The 16666-nt window shown below is 71.5% G+C and carries 13 protein-coding genes; 6 read left to right on the top strand and 7 right to left on the bottom strand.

The annotated features are described in order from the left end of the window. Together hutU and AW271_RS12260 are read right to left on the bottom strand one after the other, a co-directional pair. On the bottom strand, nucleotides 1-1647 hold the full coding sequence (hutU, locus tag AW271_RS12265; RefSeq protein WP_062336026.1) for a urocanate hydratase: 1647 nt from the start codon (nucleotides 1645-1647) through the stop codon (nucleotides 1-3). Nucleotides 1648-1920: 273 nt separating this feature from the next. Continuing rightward, a complete protein-coding gene (locus AW271_RS12260; protein ID WP_245653035.1) occupies nucleotides 1921-3639 on the bottom strand; it encodes an ABC transporter ATP-binding protein in 1719 nt (572 codons plus the stop codon). A gap of 275 nt (nucleotides 3640-3914) precedes the next feature. Here AW271_RS12260 and AW271_RS38405 point away from each other — a divergent pair, with 275 nt between their 5' ends. The 4 genes from AW271_RS38405 to AW271_RS12240 all read left to right on the top strand — a co-directional run bounded on the left by AW271_RS38405 (nucleotide 3915) and on the right by AW271_RS12240 (nucleotide 10147). After that, nucleotides 3915-5798 (top strand): cellulase family glycosylhydrolase, encoded by a 1884-nt coding sequence (locus tag AW271_RS38405; protein ID WP_062336022.1) that lies wholly within the window; start codon nucleotides 3915-3917, stop codon nucleotides 5796-5798. A 148-nt stretch (nucleotides 5799-5946) separates the two neighbouring features. After that, nucleotides 5947-7338: a DUF4331 domain-containing protein gene (locus tag AW271_RS12250; protein WP_062336020.1), complete on the top strand. Its 1392-nt coding sequence runs from the start codon at nucleotides 5947-5949 to the stop codon at nucleotides 7336-7338. A 71-nt stretch (nucleotides 7339-7409) separates the two neighbouring features. After that, entirely contained in the window at nucleotides 7410-8636 is a 1227-nt protein-coding gene (locus AW271_RS12245; protein ID WP_062336018.1) for a tetratricopeptide repeat protein, read from the top strand. Continuing rightward, nucleotides 8633-10147 (top strand): nickel/cobalt transporter, encoded by a 1515-nt coding sequence (locus AW271_RS12240; protein ID WP_063817953.1) that lies wholly within the window; start codon nucleotides 8633-8635, stop codon nucleotides 10145-10147. The genes AW271_RS12245 and AW271_RS12240 overlap by 4 nt, the downstream gene beginning before the upstream one ends. Here the strand turns inward: AW271_RS12240 and AW271_RS12235 are convergent. From AW271_RS12235 to AW271_RS12215, 5 genes are all read right to left on the bottom strand, one after another. Beyond that, nucleotides 10104-11483 (bottom strand): FAD-binding oxidoreductase, encoded by a 1380-nt coding sequence (locus tag AW271_RS12235; RefSeq protein WP_062336014.1) that lies wholly within the window; start codon nucleotides 11481-11483, stop codon nucleotides 10104-10106. The two genes, AW271_RS12240 and AW271_RS12235, sit on opposite strands and share 44 nt — an antisense overlap. A 96-nt stretch (nucleotides 11484-11579) precedes the next feature. Next, complete coding sequence (locus AW271_RS12230) at nucleotides 11580-12200, bottom strand: hypothetical protein (RefSeq protein ID WP_062336012.1); 621 nt, start codon at nucleotides 12198-12200, stop codon at nucleotides 11580-11582. A gap of 11 nt (nucleotides 12201-12211) precedes the next feature. Beyond that, nucleotides 12212-12364 (bottom strand): CsbD family protein, encoded by a 153-nt coding sequence (locus tag AW271_RS12225; protein WP_169806310.1) that lies wholly within the window; start codon nucleotides 12362-12364, stop codon nucleotides 12212-12214. A gap of 58 nt (nucleotides 12365-12422) precedes the next feature. After that, nucleotides 12423-13154, bottom strand: a complete 732-nt coding sequence (locus AW271_RS12220) for a hypothetical protein (RefSeq protein WP_062336434.1) — start codon at nucleotides 13152-13154, stop codon at nucleotides 12423-12425. A gap of 39 nt (nucleotides 13155-13193) precedes the next feature. Beyond that, nucleotides 13194-13916 carry a FadR/GntR family transcriptional regulator gene (locus tag AW271_RS12215; RefSeq protein WP_062336008.1) on the bottom strand — a complete coding sequence of 241 codons (723 nt, stop codon included), beginning with the start codon at nucleotides 13914-13916 and terminating at the stop codon, nucleotides 13194-13196. A 66-nt stretch (nucleotides 13917-13982) separates the two neighbouring features. Between AW271_RS12215 and AW271_RS12210 the strand changes: the two genes are divergently transcribed. After that, nucleotides 13983-15326 (top strand): glutamine synthetase family protein, encoded by a 1344-nt coding sequence (locus tag AW271_RS12210; RefSeq protein ID WP_083976542.1) that lies wholly within the window; start codon nucleotides 13983-13985, stop codon nucleotides 15324-15326. Beyond that, entirely contained in the window at nucleotides 15323-16660 is a 1338-nt protein-coding gene (locus AW271_RS12205) for an aldehyde dehydrogenase family protein (RefSeq protein ID WP_062336004.1), read from the top strand. The genes AW271_RS12210 and AW271_RS12205 overlap by 4 nt, the downstream gene beginning before the upstream one ends. Nucleotides 16661-16666: the final 6 nt, after the last annotated feature.

Genomic DNA, 16666 nt, shown 5'->3' with positions numbered 1-16666 from the left:
TCAATTCTCCCGCATCGGCACCCGGACCCCCGTATCGGCCGCCACCTCGGCCGCCTCGGCGTAGCCGGCGTCGACGTGGCGGATGACGCCCATGCCGGGGTCGTTGGTGAGCACCCGGTTCAGCTTCTCGGCCGCGAGCGGGGTGCCATCGGCGACGGTGACCTGCCCGGCGTGGATGGAGCGGCCGATGCCGACGCCGCCGCCGTGGTGGATCGACACCCACGACGCGCCCGAGGCGACGTTGACCATGGCGTTCAGCAGCGGCCAGTCGGCGATGGCGTCGGAGCCGTCGAGCATGCCCTCGGTCTCACGGTACGGGGAGGCGACGCTGCCGCAGTCGAGGTGGTCGCGGCCGATGACGACCGGGGCCTGGAGCACGCCGTCGGCGACCATCTGGTTGAACCGCTCGCCGGCCTTGTCGCGCTCGCCGTAGCCGAGCCAGCAGATGCGCGCCGGGAGGCCCTGGAAGTGCACCTTCTCCCCGGCCAGCCGGATCCACCGGGCGAGCGGCTCGTTGTCGGGGAACAGGTCGAGGATCGCCCGGTCGGTGGCGGCGATGTCGCGGGGGTCGCCGCTGAGGGCGGCCCACCGGAACGGGCCCCTGCCCTCGCAGAACAGCGGGCGGATGTACGCCGGCACGAAGCCGGGAAAGGCGAACGCGCGGTCGTAGCCGGCCAGCTGGGCCTCGCCGCGAATCGAGTTGCCGTAGTCGAAGACCTCCGCGCCGCCGTCGAGGAAGCCGACCATCGCCTCGACGTGGCGGGCCATCGACTCGCGGGCCCTGACGGTGAAGCCCGCCGGGTCCTTCTCGCGTTCGGCGGCCATGTCGGCGAAGGCGACGCCGCGCGGCAGGTACATGAGCGGGTCGTGGGCGGAGGTCTGGTCGGTGACGACGTCGATCTCGGCGCCCATGGCCAGCAGTTCGGGCAGGGCGTCGGCGGCGTTGGCCTCGACCCCGATGCTCAGCGGCCGGCGCTGGTCGCGGGCCTCGTACGCCAGTCGCAGCGCGTCGGCCAGCGAGTCGGCGCGGACGTCGAGGTAGCGGTGCTCGATGCGGCGCTCGATCGACCGGGGGTCGCAGTCGACGCAGATGGCCACGCCGCCGTTCATCGTGACGGCCAGCGGCTGGGCGCCGCCCATGCCGCCGAGCCCGGCGGTCAGCGTGACGGTCCCGGCGAGCGTGCCGCCGAAACGTTTGGCGGCGACGGCGGCGAAGGTCTCGTAGGTGCCCTGGAGGATGCCCTGGGTGCCGATGTAGATCCAGGAACCGGCGGTCATCTGGCCGTACATGGTGAGCCCGGCGGCCTCCAGGCGGCGGAACTCCTCCCAGTTGGCCCAGTCGGGCACCAGGTTGGAGTTGGCGATGAGCACACGCGGCGCCCATTCGTGGGTGCGCATGACGCCGACCGGGCGGCCCGACTGCACGAGCAGGGTCTCGTCGGCGTCGAGGGTGGTGAGGGTCCGGGTGATCGCCTGGAACGAGGGCCAGTCGCGGGCCGCCTTGCCCGAGCCGCCGTAGACGACGAGCTGTTCGGGGTGTTCGGCCACCTCGGGGTCGAGGTTGTTCTGGATCATCCGGAGCGCGGCCTCCTGGGGCCAGCCCTTGGCGGTCAAGGTCGTGCCGCGGGGGCTCCGCACGGTCGGCATGGCGCACCTCTCCATTGGGGCAGATTCACCGCGCGAGCCGCAGCCGGCCTCCGGCCGTCCGCGTCTCGCTGAATGAAAGTATTCACGTCGTCTCCCGCAGGATACGGCGGCGAGAGTCGGAGGGGCACCCCGGCGTCCCGGGGCACCCCATCCCGGACGCGACCGCACGTACGCGTTTGACCCGGACCGGCTCTGTGGCGAAGGAGAGGCTCCGCTCATTGCGGGGTGCCCCCGATCCCCTCGGGCCACCTCCCCCGCGGGGGAAAGCTCCGGCTAGGAGTTGACCAGGAACTGGGTTGCCGCCAGTTCCCGGTAGAGGTCGTCTTCGGCGATCAGCTCGTCGTGGGTGCCGCTGGCCCTGACGCGACCGGCCTCCATGACGATGATCCGGTCGGCGCCGGTGACCGTCGACAGGCGGTGGGCGATGACCAGCACGGTCGTCTCGCGGGCCACCTCGGCGATGACCTCGCGCAGCCGCAGCTCGTTGACGGCGTCGAGCTGCGAGGTGGCCTCGTCGAGGAGCAGCAGGCGGGGGCGGCGCAGCAGGGCGCGGGCGATGGCGACGCGCTGGCGTTCGCCGCCCGACAGCAGGATGCCGCGGTGGCCGACCTCGGTCTCCAGCCCCTCGGGCAGCCGGTCGACCAGGTCGTCGAGCCGGGTGCGGGCCAGCGCGCGCTGGATCTCCTCCTCGGTCACGTCGGGGGCGGCGAAGGTGAGGTTCTCGCGGAGGGTGCCGTCGAGCACCGGGGCGTCCTGTTCGACGTAGCCGACGGCGGCCCGCAGGTCGGGCAGGTGCCAGTCGGCGATGTCGGTGCCGCCGATGGAGATGCGGCCCGAATCGGGCTCGTAGAACCGCTCCACCAGGCCGAACACGGTCGACTTGCCCGCGCCCGACGGCCCGACCAGCGCCGACAGGCGGCCGGCGGGCGCCTCGAAGCTCACTCCGTGGTGGACGACCGGACGGTCGTCGCCGTAGCGGAAGACGACGTCGTCGAAGACCACCCCGACCGGGACGCCGGTGGTCTGGCCCTGGGTCGCGGCCGGTTCGACCGGCAGCGCGTCGATCTCCTTGATGCGGATGAGCGCGGCCAGGCCGTTCTGCAGCTGGGTGGCCGCCTGGACGAGCTGGCCGATCGGGGCCACCAGCCAGAACAGGTAGAGCAGGAACGCGATCAGGGTGGCGATGTCCATCGACCCGTCGGCCACCCGGGCGCCGCCGACCGCCAGCACGATCAGGAACGCGAGCTGGACCGACAACCACGCGGTGGTGCCGGCCACCGACTGGTAGGCCGAGGAGAGCACGCCCCGGTCGCGCGCCTTCTTGGCGGCGGCCTCGATCACGGCGATCTCGCGGGCCTCGGCGCCGGAGGCCTTGACCGTACGGAACGCCTGGAGAGCCCGGTCGAGCGCCGAGCCCATGTCGCCCAGCGCCTCCTGGGCGCGCAAGGAGGCCGCGCGGATGCGCGGGAACAACAGCGACCCGAGCCCGGCGACGAAGGCGACCACCCCGAGCGTGACCAGCAGCAGCACCCAGTCCATGATCCCCATGAGCACCGCCGCCCCGACGAACAGCACCGCCGAGCCGACCGCCCCGACCATGCCCTCGGTCGTGACGGTACGCAGCAGCGTCGTGTCGGAGGTGACGCGCGACAGCAGGTCGCCGGGCTTGAGCCGGTCGACCTCGGGCACCCGCAGCCGCAGCACCCGGTCGACGAGCCGCACCCGCGCCGACAACACGATGCCCTCACCCATGCGCTCCAGCACGAACTGGCCGAGCGCCGAGATCGACGCGCCGAGGAGCACCACGACCGACAGCAGCAGCACGGGCCCGAGGACGCTCTCCCCGGCCCCGAACCGGTCGATCACCGACCGGACGAACAGCGGCATCGCGAGCCCGCCGGCCGAACCGGCGAGCGTGAGGACACCGGCTAACACGAGCGTGCGCCGGTGGGGTTTGACGAGATCTCCGAGCATCTGCCAGGACGACGTCACGGTTTGCCCCCTTGTGGACGTCAATGAAGGTTGACGTCAATCTAGGTTGACACCCAAAGCGTGTCAACCTGATTTGACGCCTGTTTGAGACAGATCCATGGCGCGAGCCACGGCCGGCCTTCGGCCGTCCGCGTCTCGCTTTTGAATCTTTCATCCATCCTGGCCGGTCACCTCGGGGTTCGGCTCCTCCCGGAGGCGGATTCCTGTACACCTCGCGCGCCTCCCCCGACTCTGGGGTGCACGCTCCTTAACCGGTTCATGGAAAGGTCCACGAAATGAGACGACAATGCGCGCTGGCATGCGCGGCCGTCCTCACCCTGATCGCGTCACTTCTGGTCGCCGCCTCTCCCGCCCAGGCCGCCGTGGGCCTGCGGGTCAGCGGCCGCAACATCGTGGAGGCCAACGGCAGCGTCTTCGTCATCCGCGGCACCAGCCACGCGCACACCTGGTACACCTCCCAGACGAGCTCGATCGCGAACATCAAGGCCAAGGGCGCCAACGCGGTCCGCGTCGTGCTCAGCGGCGGGCGCTGGCCCGCCAACGGCCCCTCCGACGTCGCCAACGTGATCTCCCTGTGCAAGGCCAGCAAGCTGATCTGCATCCTGGAGAACCACGACACCACCGGCTTCGGCGAGCAGAGCGGCTCGGTCAGCCTCGACGCGGCGGTCGACTACTGGATCTCCCTCCAGAGCGTGCTGACCGGCGAGGAGAACAACGTCATCATCAACATCGGCAACGAGCCGATCGGCAACAACGCGGTGACCCCGGGCTGGACCCAGGCCACCTCGGCCGCCATCCAGCGCATGCGCACGGCCGGCTTCCAGCACCTGCTCATGGTGGACGCCCCCAACTGGGGCCAGGACTGGTCGTTCACCATGCGCGACAACGCCACGACCGTCGCCGCCGCCGACCCGCAGCGCAACACGGTCTTCTCGGTGCACATGTACGGCGTCTTCGACACCGCCGCCGAGATCACCTCCTACCTGAACGCCTTCCAGACCGCCGGGTTGCCCCTGGTCATCGGCGAGTTCGGGTTCAACCACTCCGACGGCAACCCCGACGAGGACACGATCATGTCCGAGGCGCAGGCGCGCGGCATCGGCTACCTGGGCTGGTCGTGGTCGGGCAACGGCGGCGGCGTCGAGTACCTCGACCAGGTCACCAACTTCAACCCCAACCAGCTGACCTCCTGGGGAACGCGCCTGTTCAACGGGGCCAACGGCATCGCGTCCACGGCCGTGGAGTGCACCATGTGCGGCGGCGGCCAGCCGACCGACACCACCCCGCCGACCACGCCGGGCGCCCCCACCGCCTCGTCGGTCACCTCGACCGGCGCGTCGTTGTCGTGGACGGCCTCGACCGACTCCGGCGGATCGGGCCTGGCCGGGTACAACGTCTACCGCTCCAACGGCACCCAGCTCGGCACCTCCACCACGAACTCGCTGGCGCTCACCGGGCTGACGCCGTCGACCGCTTACACGGTTTATGTCCGGGCCCGTGACGGGGCCGGGAACCTGTCGGGCAACTCGTCGTCGGTCACGTTCACGACCAGCGCCGCGCCGTCCGACACGACCGCGCCGACCACCCCGGGCACCCCGACCGTGTCCGGAGTCACCTCCTCGGGCGCGTCGCTCAGCTGGACGGCCTCGACCGACTCCGGCGGGTCGGGCCTGGCCGGGTACAACGTCTACCGCTCCAACGGCACCCAGCTGGCCACCACGACGACCAACTCGGCGACGCTGACCGGGCTCTCGGCCAACACCGCTTACACGGTTTACGTCCGGGCCCGCGACGGGGCCGGGAACCTGTCGGCCAACTCGTCGTCGGTCACGTTCACCACCACCGGCGGCACGTCGGGCGGCTGCACCGCGACCGGGACCGTGCAGAGCCAGTGGGGCAACGGCTACGTCGTCCAGCCGGTGACCGTGACCAACGGGACCACGGCGCGCACGTCGTGGACGGTCACGTTCACGCTGCCCTCCGGGCACACCCTGTCGGGCTCGTGGAACGCCAACGTCACCGTCTCCGGGCAGACGGTGACCGCGACGAACATGGGCTACAACGGCACGCTCGGCTCCGGCGCGAGCACGTCGTTCGGGTTCCAGGTGTCGCGGCCCAACGGGAACACCGCGACGGTCTCGTCGTACACCTGCGCGTAGTGCCTTCGACGGCCCCCTCCGGCGGAGGGGGCCGTCTTTTTTGGAATCGGCACCAATCCGATCGCGGCGACGGGGCGAATAGGCGGGCGAGGACTCCGGCCGGACCCTCCCCAAACCAGTCCCGACGTCCCGAGAGGACTTCATCGTCATGGAGCTCCGGATCACCCCGCGATCGATGGTCGCCGTGGGTGTGGCGGGCGCCCTCGCCGCCGCGTCCTTCGTCATCCTCCGGCCGGAGGCCCCGAGCGCCTCCTCCCACCGTGAGGCCCCGCTGATCGCGGGCGACCCGCGCAACGACAACACCGACGTCTACGCCTTCACCAGCCCCGACAAGCAGGACACGGTCACGCTGCTGGCCAACTGGATCCCGTTCGAGGAGCCCAACGGCGGGCCGAACTTCTACTTCTTCGACGTCAACTCCCGCTACAACATCAAGATCGACAACGACGGCGACGCCAAGCCCGACGTCGTCTACCAGTGGACGTTCAAGAACGTCGACAAGCGCGGGAACTCCACGTTCCTGTTCAACAACGGGCCCGTCACGTCGCTGAACGACCCCAACCTGCTGTTCAGGCAGTCGTACACACTCAGGAAGATCACCCACCGCGGCGCGACGGTCATCGGCACCGGGACGGTCGCGCCCAGCAACGTCGGCCGGGCCTCGATGCCCGACTACTCCGTGCTCCGCAACCAGGCCGTCGACTCGATCAAGGGCGGCGGAAAGCAGTTCGCCGGCCAGTCGGACGAGGCGTTCTTCCTCGACCTGCGCGTCTTCGACCTGCTCTACGGCGGCGACCTGTCGGAGGTCGGCCAGGACACCACCCGCGGCTACAACGTGCACACGCTGGCGCTGCAGGTGCCGAAGAAGGAGATCGCCCTGCGCGGCAACGTGTCGCGCAACCCGGTCGTGGGCGTCTGGGCCACCACCGACAAGTGGTCGCCGAAGGGCTACGTGCAGGTGTCGCGCCTCGGCCAGCCGCTGGTCAACGAGGTCGTGGTGCCGGCGGGCCTGAAGGACGCCTTCAACTCGATCAGCCCCGACAAGGACGCCTCGATCCCCGAGGTGGTCAAGCGGGTCACCGACCCCGAGCTGCCGAAGCTGCTGGAGGGCATCTACGGCCTGAAGGCGCCCAAGACCCCGCGCAACGACCTGGTCGAGATCTTCCTGACCGGCATCGCGAAGGGCAACGGCCCCATCAACGCCGACCTCAACTCCCAGACGCTCAACAAGGACGCCGGAAAGTTGCGCCCGGCCGAGATGTTGCGGCTGAACATGGCCGTGCCGGTGACGGCCAACCCGAACCGTCTCGGCGTGCTCGGCGGCGACCTGCAGGGCTTCCCGAACGGGCGGCGGCTGGGCGACGACGTGGTCGACATCGCGATCCAGGCCATGGCCGGCGCGGCGCAGACCGGTCAGCTGGTGCCGGCGCTGGCGGCCGGTGACAAGGTCGACGCCAACGACCAGCCCGCGTTGTCGACGTTCCCGTACATCCCCGGCCCGAGCAACGTGGCCGTGAACCGGACCTTCTCCGGATCCTGATCCACGTGTCCCACCGCCGCCGCGCCCCTCTCCGCGGCGGCGCCCTCTCCTTCTCTCTCTGGAGCCCTGCCATGCGCTTCCTCAAGCGCGGCGGCGTGGCGCTGGCCGGGATCCTCGCCGGGACCATCGCCATCACGGCCGCCGCCATGCTCTCCCCGCGTCCCTCCGCCGACGTGATCGCGGTCTCGTCGGACCCGTTGCAGGAACGGCTGCGCCGGCTCCCCGGCGACTACGTCGGCTGGGCCGCGCTGGGCTCGGTCTACGTCGACAGGGCCCGGCTGACCGGCGACCCGAGCTGGTACGGCAAGGCCGAACAGGCCGTGGCCAGGTCGCTGGAGGTCCGTCCCGGCAACCCGGCGGGCCTGACCGGCCGGGCCGCCCTGGAGGCCGGCCGCCACGAGTTCACCCGGGCCGCCGCCACCGCCAAGCAGGCCATCGCGGTCAACCCCTACGGCGCGCCGGCCTACGGGGTGCTCGCCGACTCCTACCACCAGCTGGGCCGCTACCCCGAGGCCACCGAGGCGATCGACGACATGATCGCCCTGGCGCCCGGGGTGTCGTCCTTCACCCGCGCCTCCTACGACGCCGAACTGCGCGGCGACCTGAAGACGGCCCAGGAGATGCTCGAACACGCCCGCCGCGACGCCTACCAGCCCGCCGACGTCGCCTTCTGCGAGCACTACCTCGGCGAGCTCGCCCTCCGCCGGGGCCGCTACGACGAGGCCAGCGCCCACTACGCGAAGGCGCTGACCGCCGATCCGACCTTCGACCCCGCCCACGCGGGCCTGGCCCGGGTCACCGCCCTGTCGGGCGACCTGGAGAAGGCCGCTTCCCTGTACGCCGCCGTCACCGCCCGCCTCCCGCTCACCCAGACCCTGGTCGAGCAGGGCGAGGTGCTGAAAGCGCTGGGCCGCGACCCCGGCTGGGCCACCCTGACGGCGCAACGCGACCTGATGCGCCTCAACGGCGTGCGCGACGACCTCACCTGGGCCGAGTTCGAAGCCGACCACGGCGACCCCGCCGAAGCCGTGGCCCACGCCCAGGCCGAATACGGGCGCAACCCCAACGTGGTCGCCGCCGACGCCCTCGCCTGGGCCCTGCACCGCGCGGGCCGCTCCGCCGAGGCGCTGCGGTACGCGCAGGAGGCCACCGCGACCGGCTGGCGCAACGCCCTGGTCATGCACCACCGCGCCGAGATCGAGAAGGCGCTGGGCCGCACGACCCGATCGGCGTCGCTGGTCCGCGACTACAACCCCCGGTTCACCCCCGCCCTCCCCGCCCTCCAGAGGTCATCATGAAGATCGTGCCCGCCGTCCTCGCCGGCCTGGCGGCCTTCGTGGCCCTCGGCCCGGCGGCCCTGGCCCACCCGCTGGGCAACTTCACCGTGAACCACTACAACGGCCTGCGCCTGTACGCCGACCACGTCGAGAACACGGCCGTCGTCGACGTGGCCGAACTCCCCACCCTCCAGGGCGACCGCCCGACCTGCGAGACGGTCGCCGCCGCCCAGACCCTGGAGATCGACGCCCGCCGCACGACGTGGCGGGTGACCGGCGGCGACCTGACCCACCCCGAGGGCCAGGGCGGCCTGAAGACCACCCGCCTGGTGTGCGAACTGCGCGCCGACACGCCCCCGGCCGGCACCATCGTCTTCACCGACGACCACGCGGCCGACCGCATCGGCTGGCGCGAGATCACCGTGACCTCCCGGGAAGTCCGGCTCACACCCCCCGACGTGCCCGCTGCGAGCGTCAGCGACGAACTCCGCGCCTACCCCGACGACCTGCTCGCCTCCCCGCTCGACCGGCGCACGGTGACGCTGACGGTGAACCCGTCGGGCGTGCTCCCCCTCCCGTCGAACCCCGCGGTTCCGGGCCCTCTCGGAAACTGGCTCGACGGCCTGGACCGGACCTTCACCGACCTGGTCGGCGCCCGGGACCTGACCCTGGGCGTCGGGGTGCTGGGCGTGGCCCTCGCGCTGATCCTGGGAGCGGGACACGCCCTGATCCCGGGCCACGGGAAGACCATCATGGCCGCCTACCTGGCAGGCCGCCGCGGCCGCCCCCGCGACGCGCTGGTCGTCGGCTTCACGGTGACGGCCACCCACACGGCGGGAGTGCTGGTCGTCGGGCTGACACTGACGGCGGTGTCGTCGTTGTCGGGCGACCGGGTGCTGACGTGGCTGGGCGTGGCCAGCGGGCTTCTGGTCACCGCGATCGGCCTCCGCCTCCTGCAAACCGCCATCAGAGGCGACTCCCCCAGCCACGGACACGGACACGGACACGGGCATGGGCATGGGCATGGGCACGGGCATGGGCACGGGCATGGGCACGGGCATGGACACGACCTGCACCACGACCACGACCAGGAGGCCGGTGAAGGCCACACGCACAGCCACGGCCACCCCGATCCCCACCACACGAATGCCGAAATTTCGGGACATGCCGTTGCGGTTCTCGACCGCGTCGAATCCACCCCCGCCCCCGCACCCAAGCCCTCGCGCGCCGGCCTGATCGGCATGGGCGTCGCGGGCGGCCTGGTCCCGAGCCCGTCTGCGCTGGTCGTGCTGTTGGGCGCGGTGGCCCTCGGCCGGACCTGGTTCGGGGTCGCGCTGGTGCTCGCCTACGGCGTCGGCATGGCCGCCACGCTCACGGCCACCGGCCTCCTCCTCGTCAGGCTCGCCGGCCGCGCCGAGTCGCTCCTCAAGCTGGGCCGCCTCACCACCACGGCGACCCGGCTGGCCCCGGTCGGCACCGCCGTCATCGTCATCGTGCTGGGCCTCGGACTGGCCCTTCGTTCCCTCGGCTGACCCGCACGGGATGGTTGGCGTGGATCAGGTCGCCGGGGTCGTACGCGGCCTTGACCGCCCGCAGCCGCGCCGCCACCTGCGGCGGGTCGAAGTCCTCCCGTGACCGCTCCACGAAGTTGCGGTATCCCGTCGCCGCCTCCCACGGTGACAGCGCCATGCGGAGTTCGTCCAGAACCGCGTGCACGGCCACCACGCTCGCCGCGTCGGGTGTGATCCCTGCGGCGAACAGCGCGAACTCGGCGTCGAGGCCGTCGACGGCGCCGCCGCCGACCACGCCCGGTCGCAACGCGCCGCCCAGGTGGCGCAGTTCGACCGACAGCAGGGGCAGGTCGCGCCCGGCGCCGGTCATGCCGAGGAAGGCGGCCAGCGCCCCCGAGGGCAGGCCCGACAGGAGCATCCCGTCGCCGGCGGCGGGCACCGGGTAGGGCGGGTCCATGTGCAGGAGGTGCAGGTCGCCGACGGCGGTCGGGCCGAAGGTGTCGAGTTCGGGGGCGAGCGCCCGCAGCGGGGAGAGCAGGGTGTCGGTCTGGGGGGCGGGCAGGTCGCAGACCGCCTCGATCGCCACCAGCGAGCGGCCCCGCAGAGGTTCGGGCAGGTCGGGCAGGGGCGGCAGGCGCAGCATGCGGCCCACCGAGGTGACCTGGTCGGGCACGTCGTCGACCCAGCGCCGCCAGGCCGAGAGCACCGTGGGGGCCTGTTCGATGGGCCAGGCGAGCAGGCCGGCCTGGACCTCGGTCATCGGGAAGAGGCGGAACTCCAGCGCCGTGACGATGCCGGCGATCCCGCCGCCGCCGCGCAGCGCCCAGAACAGGTCGGGGTGGTGGTGCGCGTCGGCCCTGACCAGGGTCCCGTCGGCCAGCACCACGTCGGCGGCGACCACCTGGTTGGCGGCCAGTCCGTGGGAGCGGGCGAACCACGACACGCCGCCGCCGAGCGTGTAGCCGACCACGCCGACGTCGGCGGCGCTGCCGGCCAGGGCCATCAGGCCGTACTTCGAGGCGGCGTCGGTGAGCTCCAGCCAGCGCACGCCGGCGCCGACGCGGGCGATCCTGGTCAGCGGGTTGACGGAGATCTCATCGAGGCGGTCGGTGCGCAGCAGGACGGTCCGGTCGAGCGGGCCGAGCGGGGCCGCGTTGTGGCCGGTGCCCTGGGGGGCCACGCGCAGCCCCATCTGGACGGCGGCCAGGACCGTCGCGGAGACGTCCTGGGCCGAGGCGGCGAAGACGACGGCCGCGGGCTGCTGGTCGACGGCGAGTTGCCAGGCCATGCGGGCGGTGTGCCAGTCGGGGTCGTGCGGGAGCACCAGGCGTCCGTGCAGTTCGCCGGTGAAGTCCATGAAGAGCCAACTCCTTAGGGAAGGTGATCGGCTCAGACCATAGAAATCCGGCTATGTCTCCATCTGCGGCGAATTACGGACAGTGCACCTTGCCACTCACCAGTCGGTGTCGCCCTCCTCGGGGCGCCGCAGGCGGATGTCCTCGGCCCAGGCCAGCGCCCAGGCGCGGATCTCGCGGGGCAGCGGCATCATCTCGGCCGCGTCGAGGCGGTCGGCGAGCTCCTCGGCCGCGAAGTCGTCGAGGTGGGCGCGGCCCAGGGTCTCGAGTTCCCGGTACGAGTAGAGCGCCCGCACCGACGCCACGTTCAGCACGTCGTCGGCCGTGCCGCGTTCGTGCAGGTCGCGCATGGCCAGCCCGGCGGCGTCGAGCAGCGCGACCACCGGAGTGCCGTCGATCTCCTCGGCGGGGTCGGCCAGGTCTTCGCGCAGCAGGTCGACGGCGAAAGTCTGCTCGGTGACGGGGTCGTGCACCGTCAGCCGGGTCGCCCGCGCCGAGGTCTCCTCGACGGCGACGTCGAAACCGGCCCGGTGCAGCGACTCGGTCGCGTGCCAGGCCGGTTCGACGAGCTTGACGGTGGTGGCCAGCCGCAATTCGGCCGTGTGCGACGCGCGCATGCCGTGCAGGCGGAGCGCCGGCCCTCCGATGAGGGCCAGGTCGAGGCGCGCGGGGCGGATGGCGGCCAGGATGCGGTCGGGAAAGACGCCCAGGAAGGTCACCCGCCCAAGTATCACCGGTACCTGCGGCGGATCTCGTTGGCGACGGTCCGGATGCGGTCCTGGGTGCGGAGCAGTTTCGCCTCCGCCTGTTCGGTGCGGCCCGCGGCCACCATCCGGCGGTCGCCCGTGCGCCGCCCGATCTCCTGCTTGGCCCTGGCCTTCATCTCACGGAGTTTCGCGTAGAGTCCCATGGCGTTGCGGACTGCCCGATACGGCGTCCGGCTAACCCATGTGCCGCCCCGACACGAACTCCTGGACGGCGATCTTCGCCTTGATGACCGGCCGCCGCCAGCGTTCCTCCCGGTGCAGCGCCTTGGCCAGCTTGACCGGCCGGGTCTCGTAGAACCAGCGGGCCCACGGCGACCCCGGGCGGGCGAGGCGCACCGCGCCGACGTACCCGAAGACCGGCACGAAGACCCCGAGCAGGCCCGACCAGATCTTCCCCTTGAGCAGGGTGACGACGGCGAAGACGAGGTTGACGGCCAGCAGCAGGACGGCGAGCCAGAAGTCGCCGGTGACGTCGTCCCACCCCAGCGGCCGGGCCCCCAGGAGCAGCAGGCCGGTGACGGCGACGGCGACGAAGACGGCGTCGACCGAGGTGCGGCCCTCTTCGGCCCAGTAGACGTCGCGCAGGTGCAGCAGCAGCGCGAACTCGTCGAGGACGAGACCCGAGCCCATCCCGAACACCGCCGCCGTGACGGCGAGCCAGCCCTCGGAGGCGGGCCAGATGAGCAGCGCGGTCACGCCGCTGGCCATCATCAGGATCACGCCGAACACGACATGGTGGACGTGGGTCTCGCCCACGCTGACGTTCTTGAACCACCACCGGACCTCGGCCCGGATCAACCGCACGTTGATGCGCGTGAACACGAACGTCACGATCAACGCCACGAAGAAGCAGAACAGCGGCAGCCGGTGGGTGTCGACCACGGCCCGCTGGAAAACCTCACCCATCGGCACGCCCCCCGGGCCGACTCTACCCAGGTGATCTCTTCAGGCCAGGAACCCGCGCAGCAGCGCGGCGGTGCCTTCGAGGTGCTCGGCCACCGCCCGCGACGCGCCATCGGGGTCGCCAGCCAGGATCGCCGACACGATCGCCTGGTGCTGCGCGGCCGCGTGGGCGATGTTCGGGCCGAGCACCGGGATGGCGTTGAGCAGGTCGGTGACCCGCAGCCGCGCGTCGGCGCAGGCCGCGGCGAGCAGCGGCGAGCCGGTGAGCTCGGCGATCGCCAGGTGGAAGGCCGTGTCGAGCCGGCGGTAGTCGGCGGGCGCGGCCCCGTTCACGTCGGCCAGCCGCCGCAGCAGCACCGCCCGCTGCGCCGAGTCGAGGGTCAGGGTGGCCAGGATCTGCGCGGCGCCGCACTCGACGGCCATCCGGAAGGTCAGCGCGTCGGCCAGGTCGCCCGCGCCCATCTGGTTGACCGCCTCGGCGAGGTCGCCGTGCCCCGGCTCGGGCGGCGAGTAGACGACGAACGCGCCGCCGTAGCGGCCGCGCCGCACGTCGAGGTAGCCGGCCTCCTGCAGGGAGCGGATGGCCTCGCGCAGGGTGACCCGGCTGATGCCGAGGTGGACGGCCAGATCCCGCTCCGACGGCAGCCGCTCGCCGTGCGGGACGACCCCGAGCTTGATGGCCTGGAGCAGGCGTTCGACGGTCTCCTCGAACGCGTTCCCGGCCCGGACCGGACGCAACAACGATCCGAGTTGTGTTTCCTTCACCCCACCCTCCCCATTTGCACTCCTTCATTGGTATTTTTTCATACCGTAGAAGGTGAGGCGCGGGTGCTGACGGTCGACGAACTACGGGCAGAGGCGCAGGCGGGCCGGATCGACACCGTCCTGCTCGCCGTGACGGACATGCAAGGCCGCCTGCAGGGCAAACGCCTGTCGGCGCGGCACTTCCTCGACGAGGTGCTCGACCACGCCGCCGAGGGCTGCAACTACCTGCTGGCCGTCGACGTCGAGATGAACACGGTCGGCGGATACGCGATGTCGTCGTGGGAGCACGGCTACGGCGACTTCGTCATGAAGCCCGACCTGGCCACGCTGAGACGGGTCCCGTGGCAGGAGGGCACCGCCCTGCTGCTGGCCGACCTGGTCTGGGAGGACGGCTCCGACGTCGTCCCGTCGCCGCGCCAGATCCTCAAGCGGCAGACCGCGAAGCTGGCCGAGCGCGGCTGGACCGCCCTCGTCGGCACCGAACTGGAGTTCTGCGTCTACCGCACCAGCTACGAGGACGCCTGGCGGTCCGGCTACCGCGATCTGGTCCCCGGGAACCTCTACAACGTCGACTACTCCCTGCTCGGCACGGCCCGGGTGGAACCGCTGCTGCGCCGCATCCGTCTCAGCATGGAGGGCGCCGGCCTGTACGTGGAGTCGGCCAAGGGCGAATGCAATCTTGGTCAACACGAGATCGCTTTCAAGTACGCCGACGCCCTCACCACCTGCGACAACCACTCCGTCTACAAGAACGGGGCCAAGGAGATCGCGGCCGAGGAGGGCATGTCCCTCACGTTCATGGCCAAGCCGAACCAGCGCGAGGGCAACTCCTGCCACGTCCACATCTCGCTGCGCGACGCCGACGGCACGCCGGTGATGGCCGGCGACGGCCCCCACGGCCTCTCCAGGCTCGGCGAGCACTTCATCGCCGGCCAGCTGCGCGCGATGCGCGAGCTCACCCTCCTGTACGCCCCCAACATCAACTCCTACAAGCGGTTCGTCGAGGGGTCCTTCGCCCCCACGGCCGTCAAGTGGGGCGTCGACAACCGCACCTGCTCGCTCCGCCTGGTCGGCCACGGCGGCTCGCTCCGCATCGAGAACCGGGTGCCCGGCGGCGACGTCAACCCCTACCTGGCCGTCTCGGCCCTCATCGCCGCAGGCCTTTCGGGCATCGACGACGAACTCCCGCTGGAGGACGCCTTCACCGGCAACGCGTACGCCTCGGGCGCCGACACGGTGCCCTCGACGCTGCGTGACGCGCTGGCGGTCTTCGAGGGCTCTACGCTCGCCAGGGACGCCTTCGGCGACGAGGTCGTCGACCACTACGCGAACAACGCCCGGGTCGAGCTGGCCGCCTTCGACGCGGCGGTCACCGACTGGGAGCTCTATCGGGGGTTCGAACGGCTGTGAAGATCATCAACCCGGCGACGGAGCAGGTCCTGGCCGACGTCGAGCTGGCCGACCCCGCCGAGGTCGACCGGGCGGTCGCGACGGCGCGCACGGCGTACCGGAGCTGGAAGGACGTCGCCCCCGGCGAACGCGCGCGGTTGCTGCGGCGCTTCGCCGCGCTGGTCGAGGAGCACGCCGAGGAGCTCGCCCAGCTGGAGATCGCGAACGCCGGGCACACCGTGGGCAACGCCCGCTGGGAGGCCGGCAACGTCCGCGACGTGCTGAACTTCTACGCGGGCGCGCCCGAGCGCAACCACGGCAAGCAGATCCCGGTGCCCGGCGGCGTCGACGTCACCTTCCAGGAGCCGCTGGGCGTGGTCGGCGTCATCGTGCCGTGGAACTTCCCCATGGTGATCATGATGTGGGGGGCCGCCCCGGCGCTGGCGGCGGGCAACACCGTCATCGTGAAGCCCGCCGAATGGACCCCGCTGTCGGCGCTGCGGCTGGCCGAGCTGGCCCTCGCGGCCGGGCTGCCCGAGGGGGTGCTCCAGGTCGTGCCCGGCGCGGGCGAGGTCGCGGGCGCCCGCCTGGTCGAGCACCCTGACGTCGCCAAGATCGTCTTCACCGGCTCGACCGAGGTCGGCCGGCTGATCGCCGCGCAGGCCGGATCCCAGGTCAAACGGCTGACGCTGGAGCTGGGCGGCAAGTCCGCCAACATCGTGTTCGCCGACTCCGACCTGGAGAAAGCCGCCGCGTCGGCCCCGATGGCCGTCTTCGACAACAGCGGCCAGGACTGCTGCGCCCGATCGCGCATCCTGGTGGAGCGTGCCGTCCACGACGAGTTCCTCGCCCGGCTCACCGAGGCCGTGAAGGCGATCAGAACGGGCGACCCCACGGCCGAGGACACCCAGATGGGCCCGCTGGTCAGCGCCGAACACCTCGCCCGCGTGCGCTCCTACGTGTCGGACCCCTACTTCCAGGGCAGTTGCCCGGAGGGCCCCGGCTACTGGTTCCCGCCGACGGTCCTCACGGGCGACGACGACCCGGCGTACCGCGAAGAGGTCTTCGGCCCGGTGGTGTCGGTGGTCCCGTTCGACGACGAGGCCGACGCGGTCCGGATGGCCAACGACACCCCCTACGGCCTGTCGGGCTCCATCTGGACCCGCGACGTCGGCCGGGCGTTCCGGGTGGCGCGCGGGGTCGAGGCCGGGAACCTCAGCGTCAACTCCCACTCGTCGGTCCGCTACTGGACGCCCTTCGGCGGCTTCAAGCAGTCGGGCCTGGGCCGTGAGCTGGGCCCCGACGCGCTGGCCGCCTTCACCGAGACCAAGAACGTCTTCATCGCAACGGAGTAGGAAGCA

Origin of the sequence: Herbidospora sakaeratensis, assembly GCF_001570525.1 — a bacterium.
Classification (GTDB): Bacteria; Actinomycetota; Actinomycetes; order Streptosporangiales; family Streptosporangiaceae; genus Herbidospora; species Herbidospora sakaeratensis.
Note: the sequence above shows the minus strand (reverse complement) of the source record. Positions and strands in the feature narration are given on the sequence as shown.

What these genes read in the sequence shown, in the direction of transcription:
- hutU (WP_062336026.1), bottom strand. Translation starts at nt 1,647, where the DNA reads ATGCCGACCGTGCGGAGCCCCCGCGGCACGACCTTGACCGCCAAGGGC.
- AW271_RS38405 (WP_062336022.1), top strand. Translation starts at nt 3,915, where the DNA reads ATGAGACGACAATGCGCGCTGGCATGCGCGGCCGTCCTCACCCTGATC.
- AW271_RS12250 (WP_062336020.1), top strand. Translation starts at nt 5,947, where the DNA reads ATGGAGCTCCGGATCACCCCGCGATCGATGGTCGCCGTGGGTGTGGCG.
- AW271_RS12245 (WP_062336018.1), top strand. Translation starts at nt 7,410, where the DNA reads ATGCGCTTCCTCAAGCGCGGCGGCGTGGCGCTGGCCGGGATCCTCGCC.
- AW271_RS12240 (WP_063817953.1), top strand. Translation starts at nt 8,633, where the DNA reads ATGAAGATCGTGCCCGCCGTCCTCGCCGGCCTGGCGGCCTTCGTGGCC.
- AW271_RS12235 (WP_062336014.1), bottom strand. Translation starts at nt 11,483, where the DNA reads ATGGACTTCACCGGCGAACTGCACGGACGCCTGGTGCTCCCGCACGAC.
- AW271_RS12225 (WP_169806310.1), bottom strand. Translation starts at nt 12,364, where the DNA reads ATGAAGGCCAGGGCCAAGCAGGAGATCGGGCGGCGCACGGGCGACCGC.
- AW271_RS12220 (WP_062336434.1), bottom strand. Translation starts at nt 13,154, where the DNA reads ATGGGTGAGGTTTTCCAGCGGGCCGTGGTCGACACCCACCGGCTGCCG.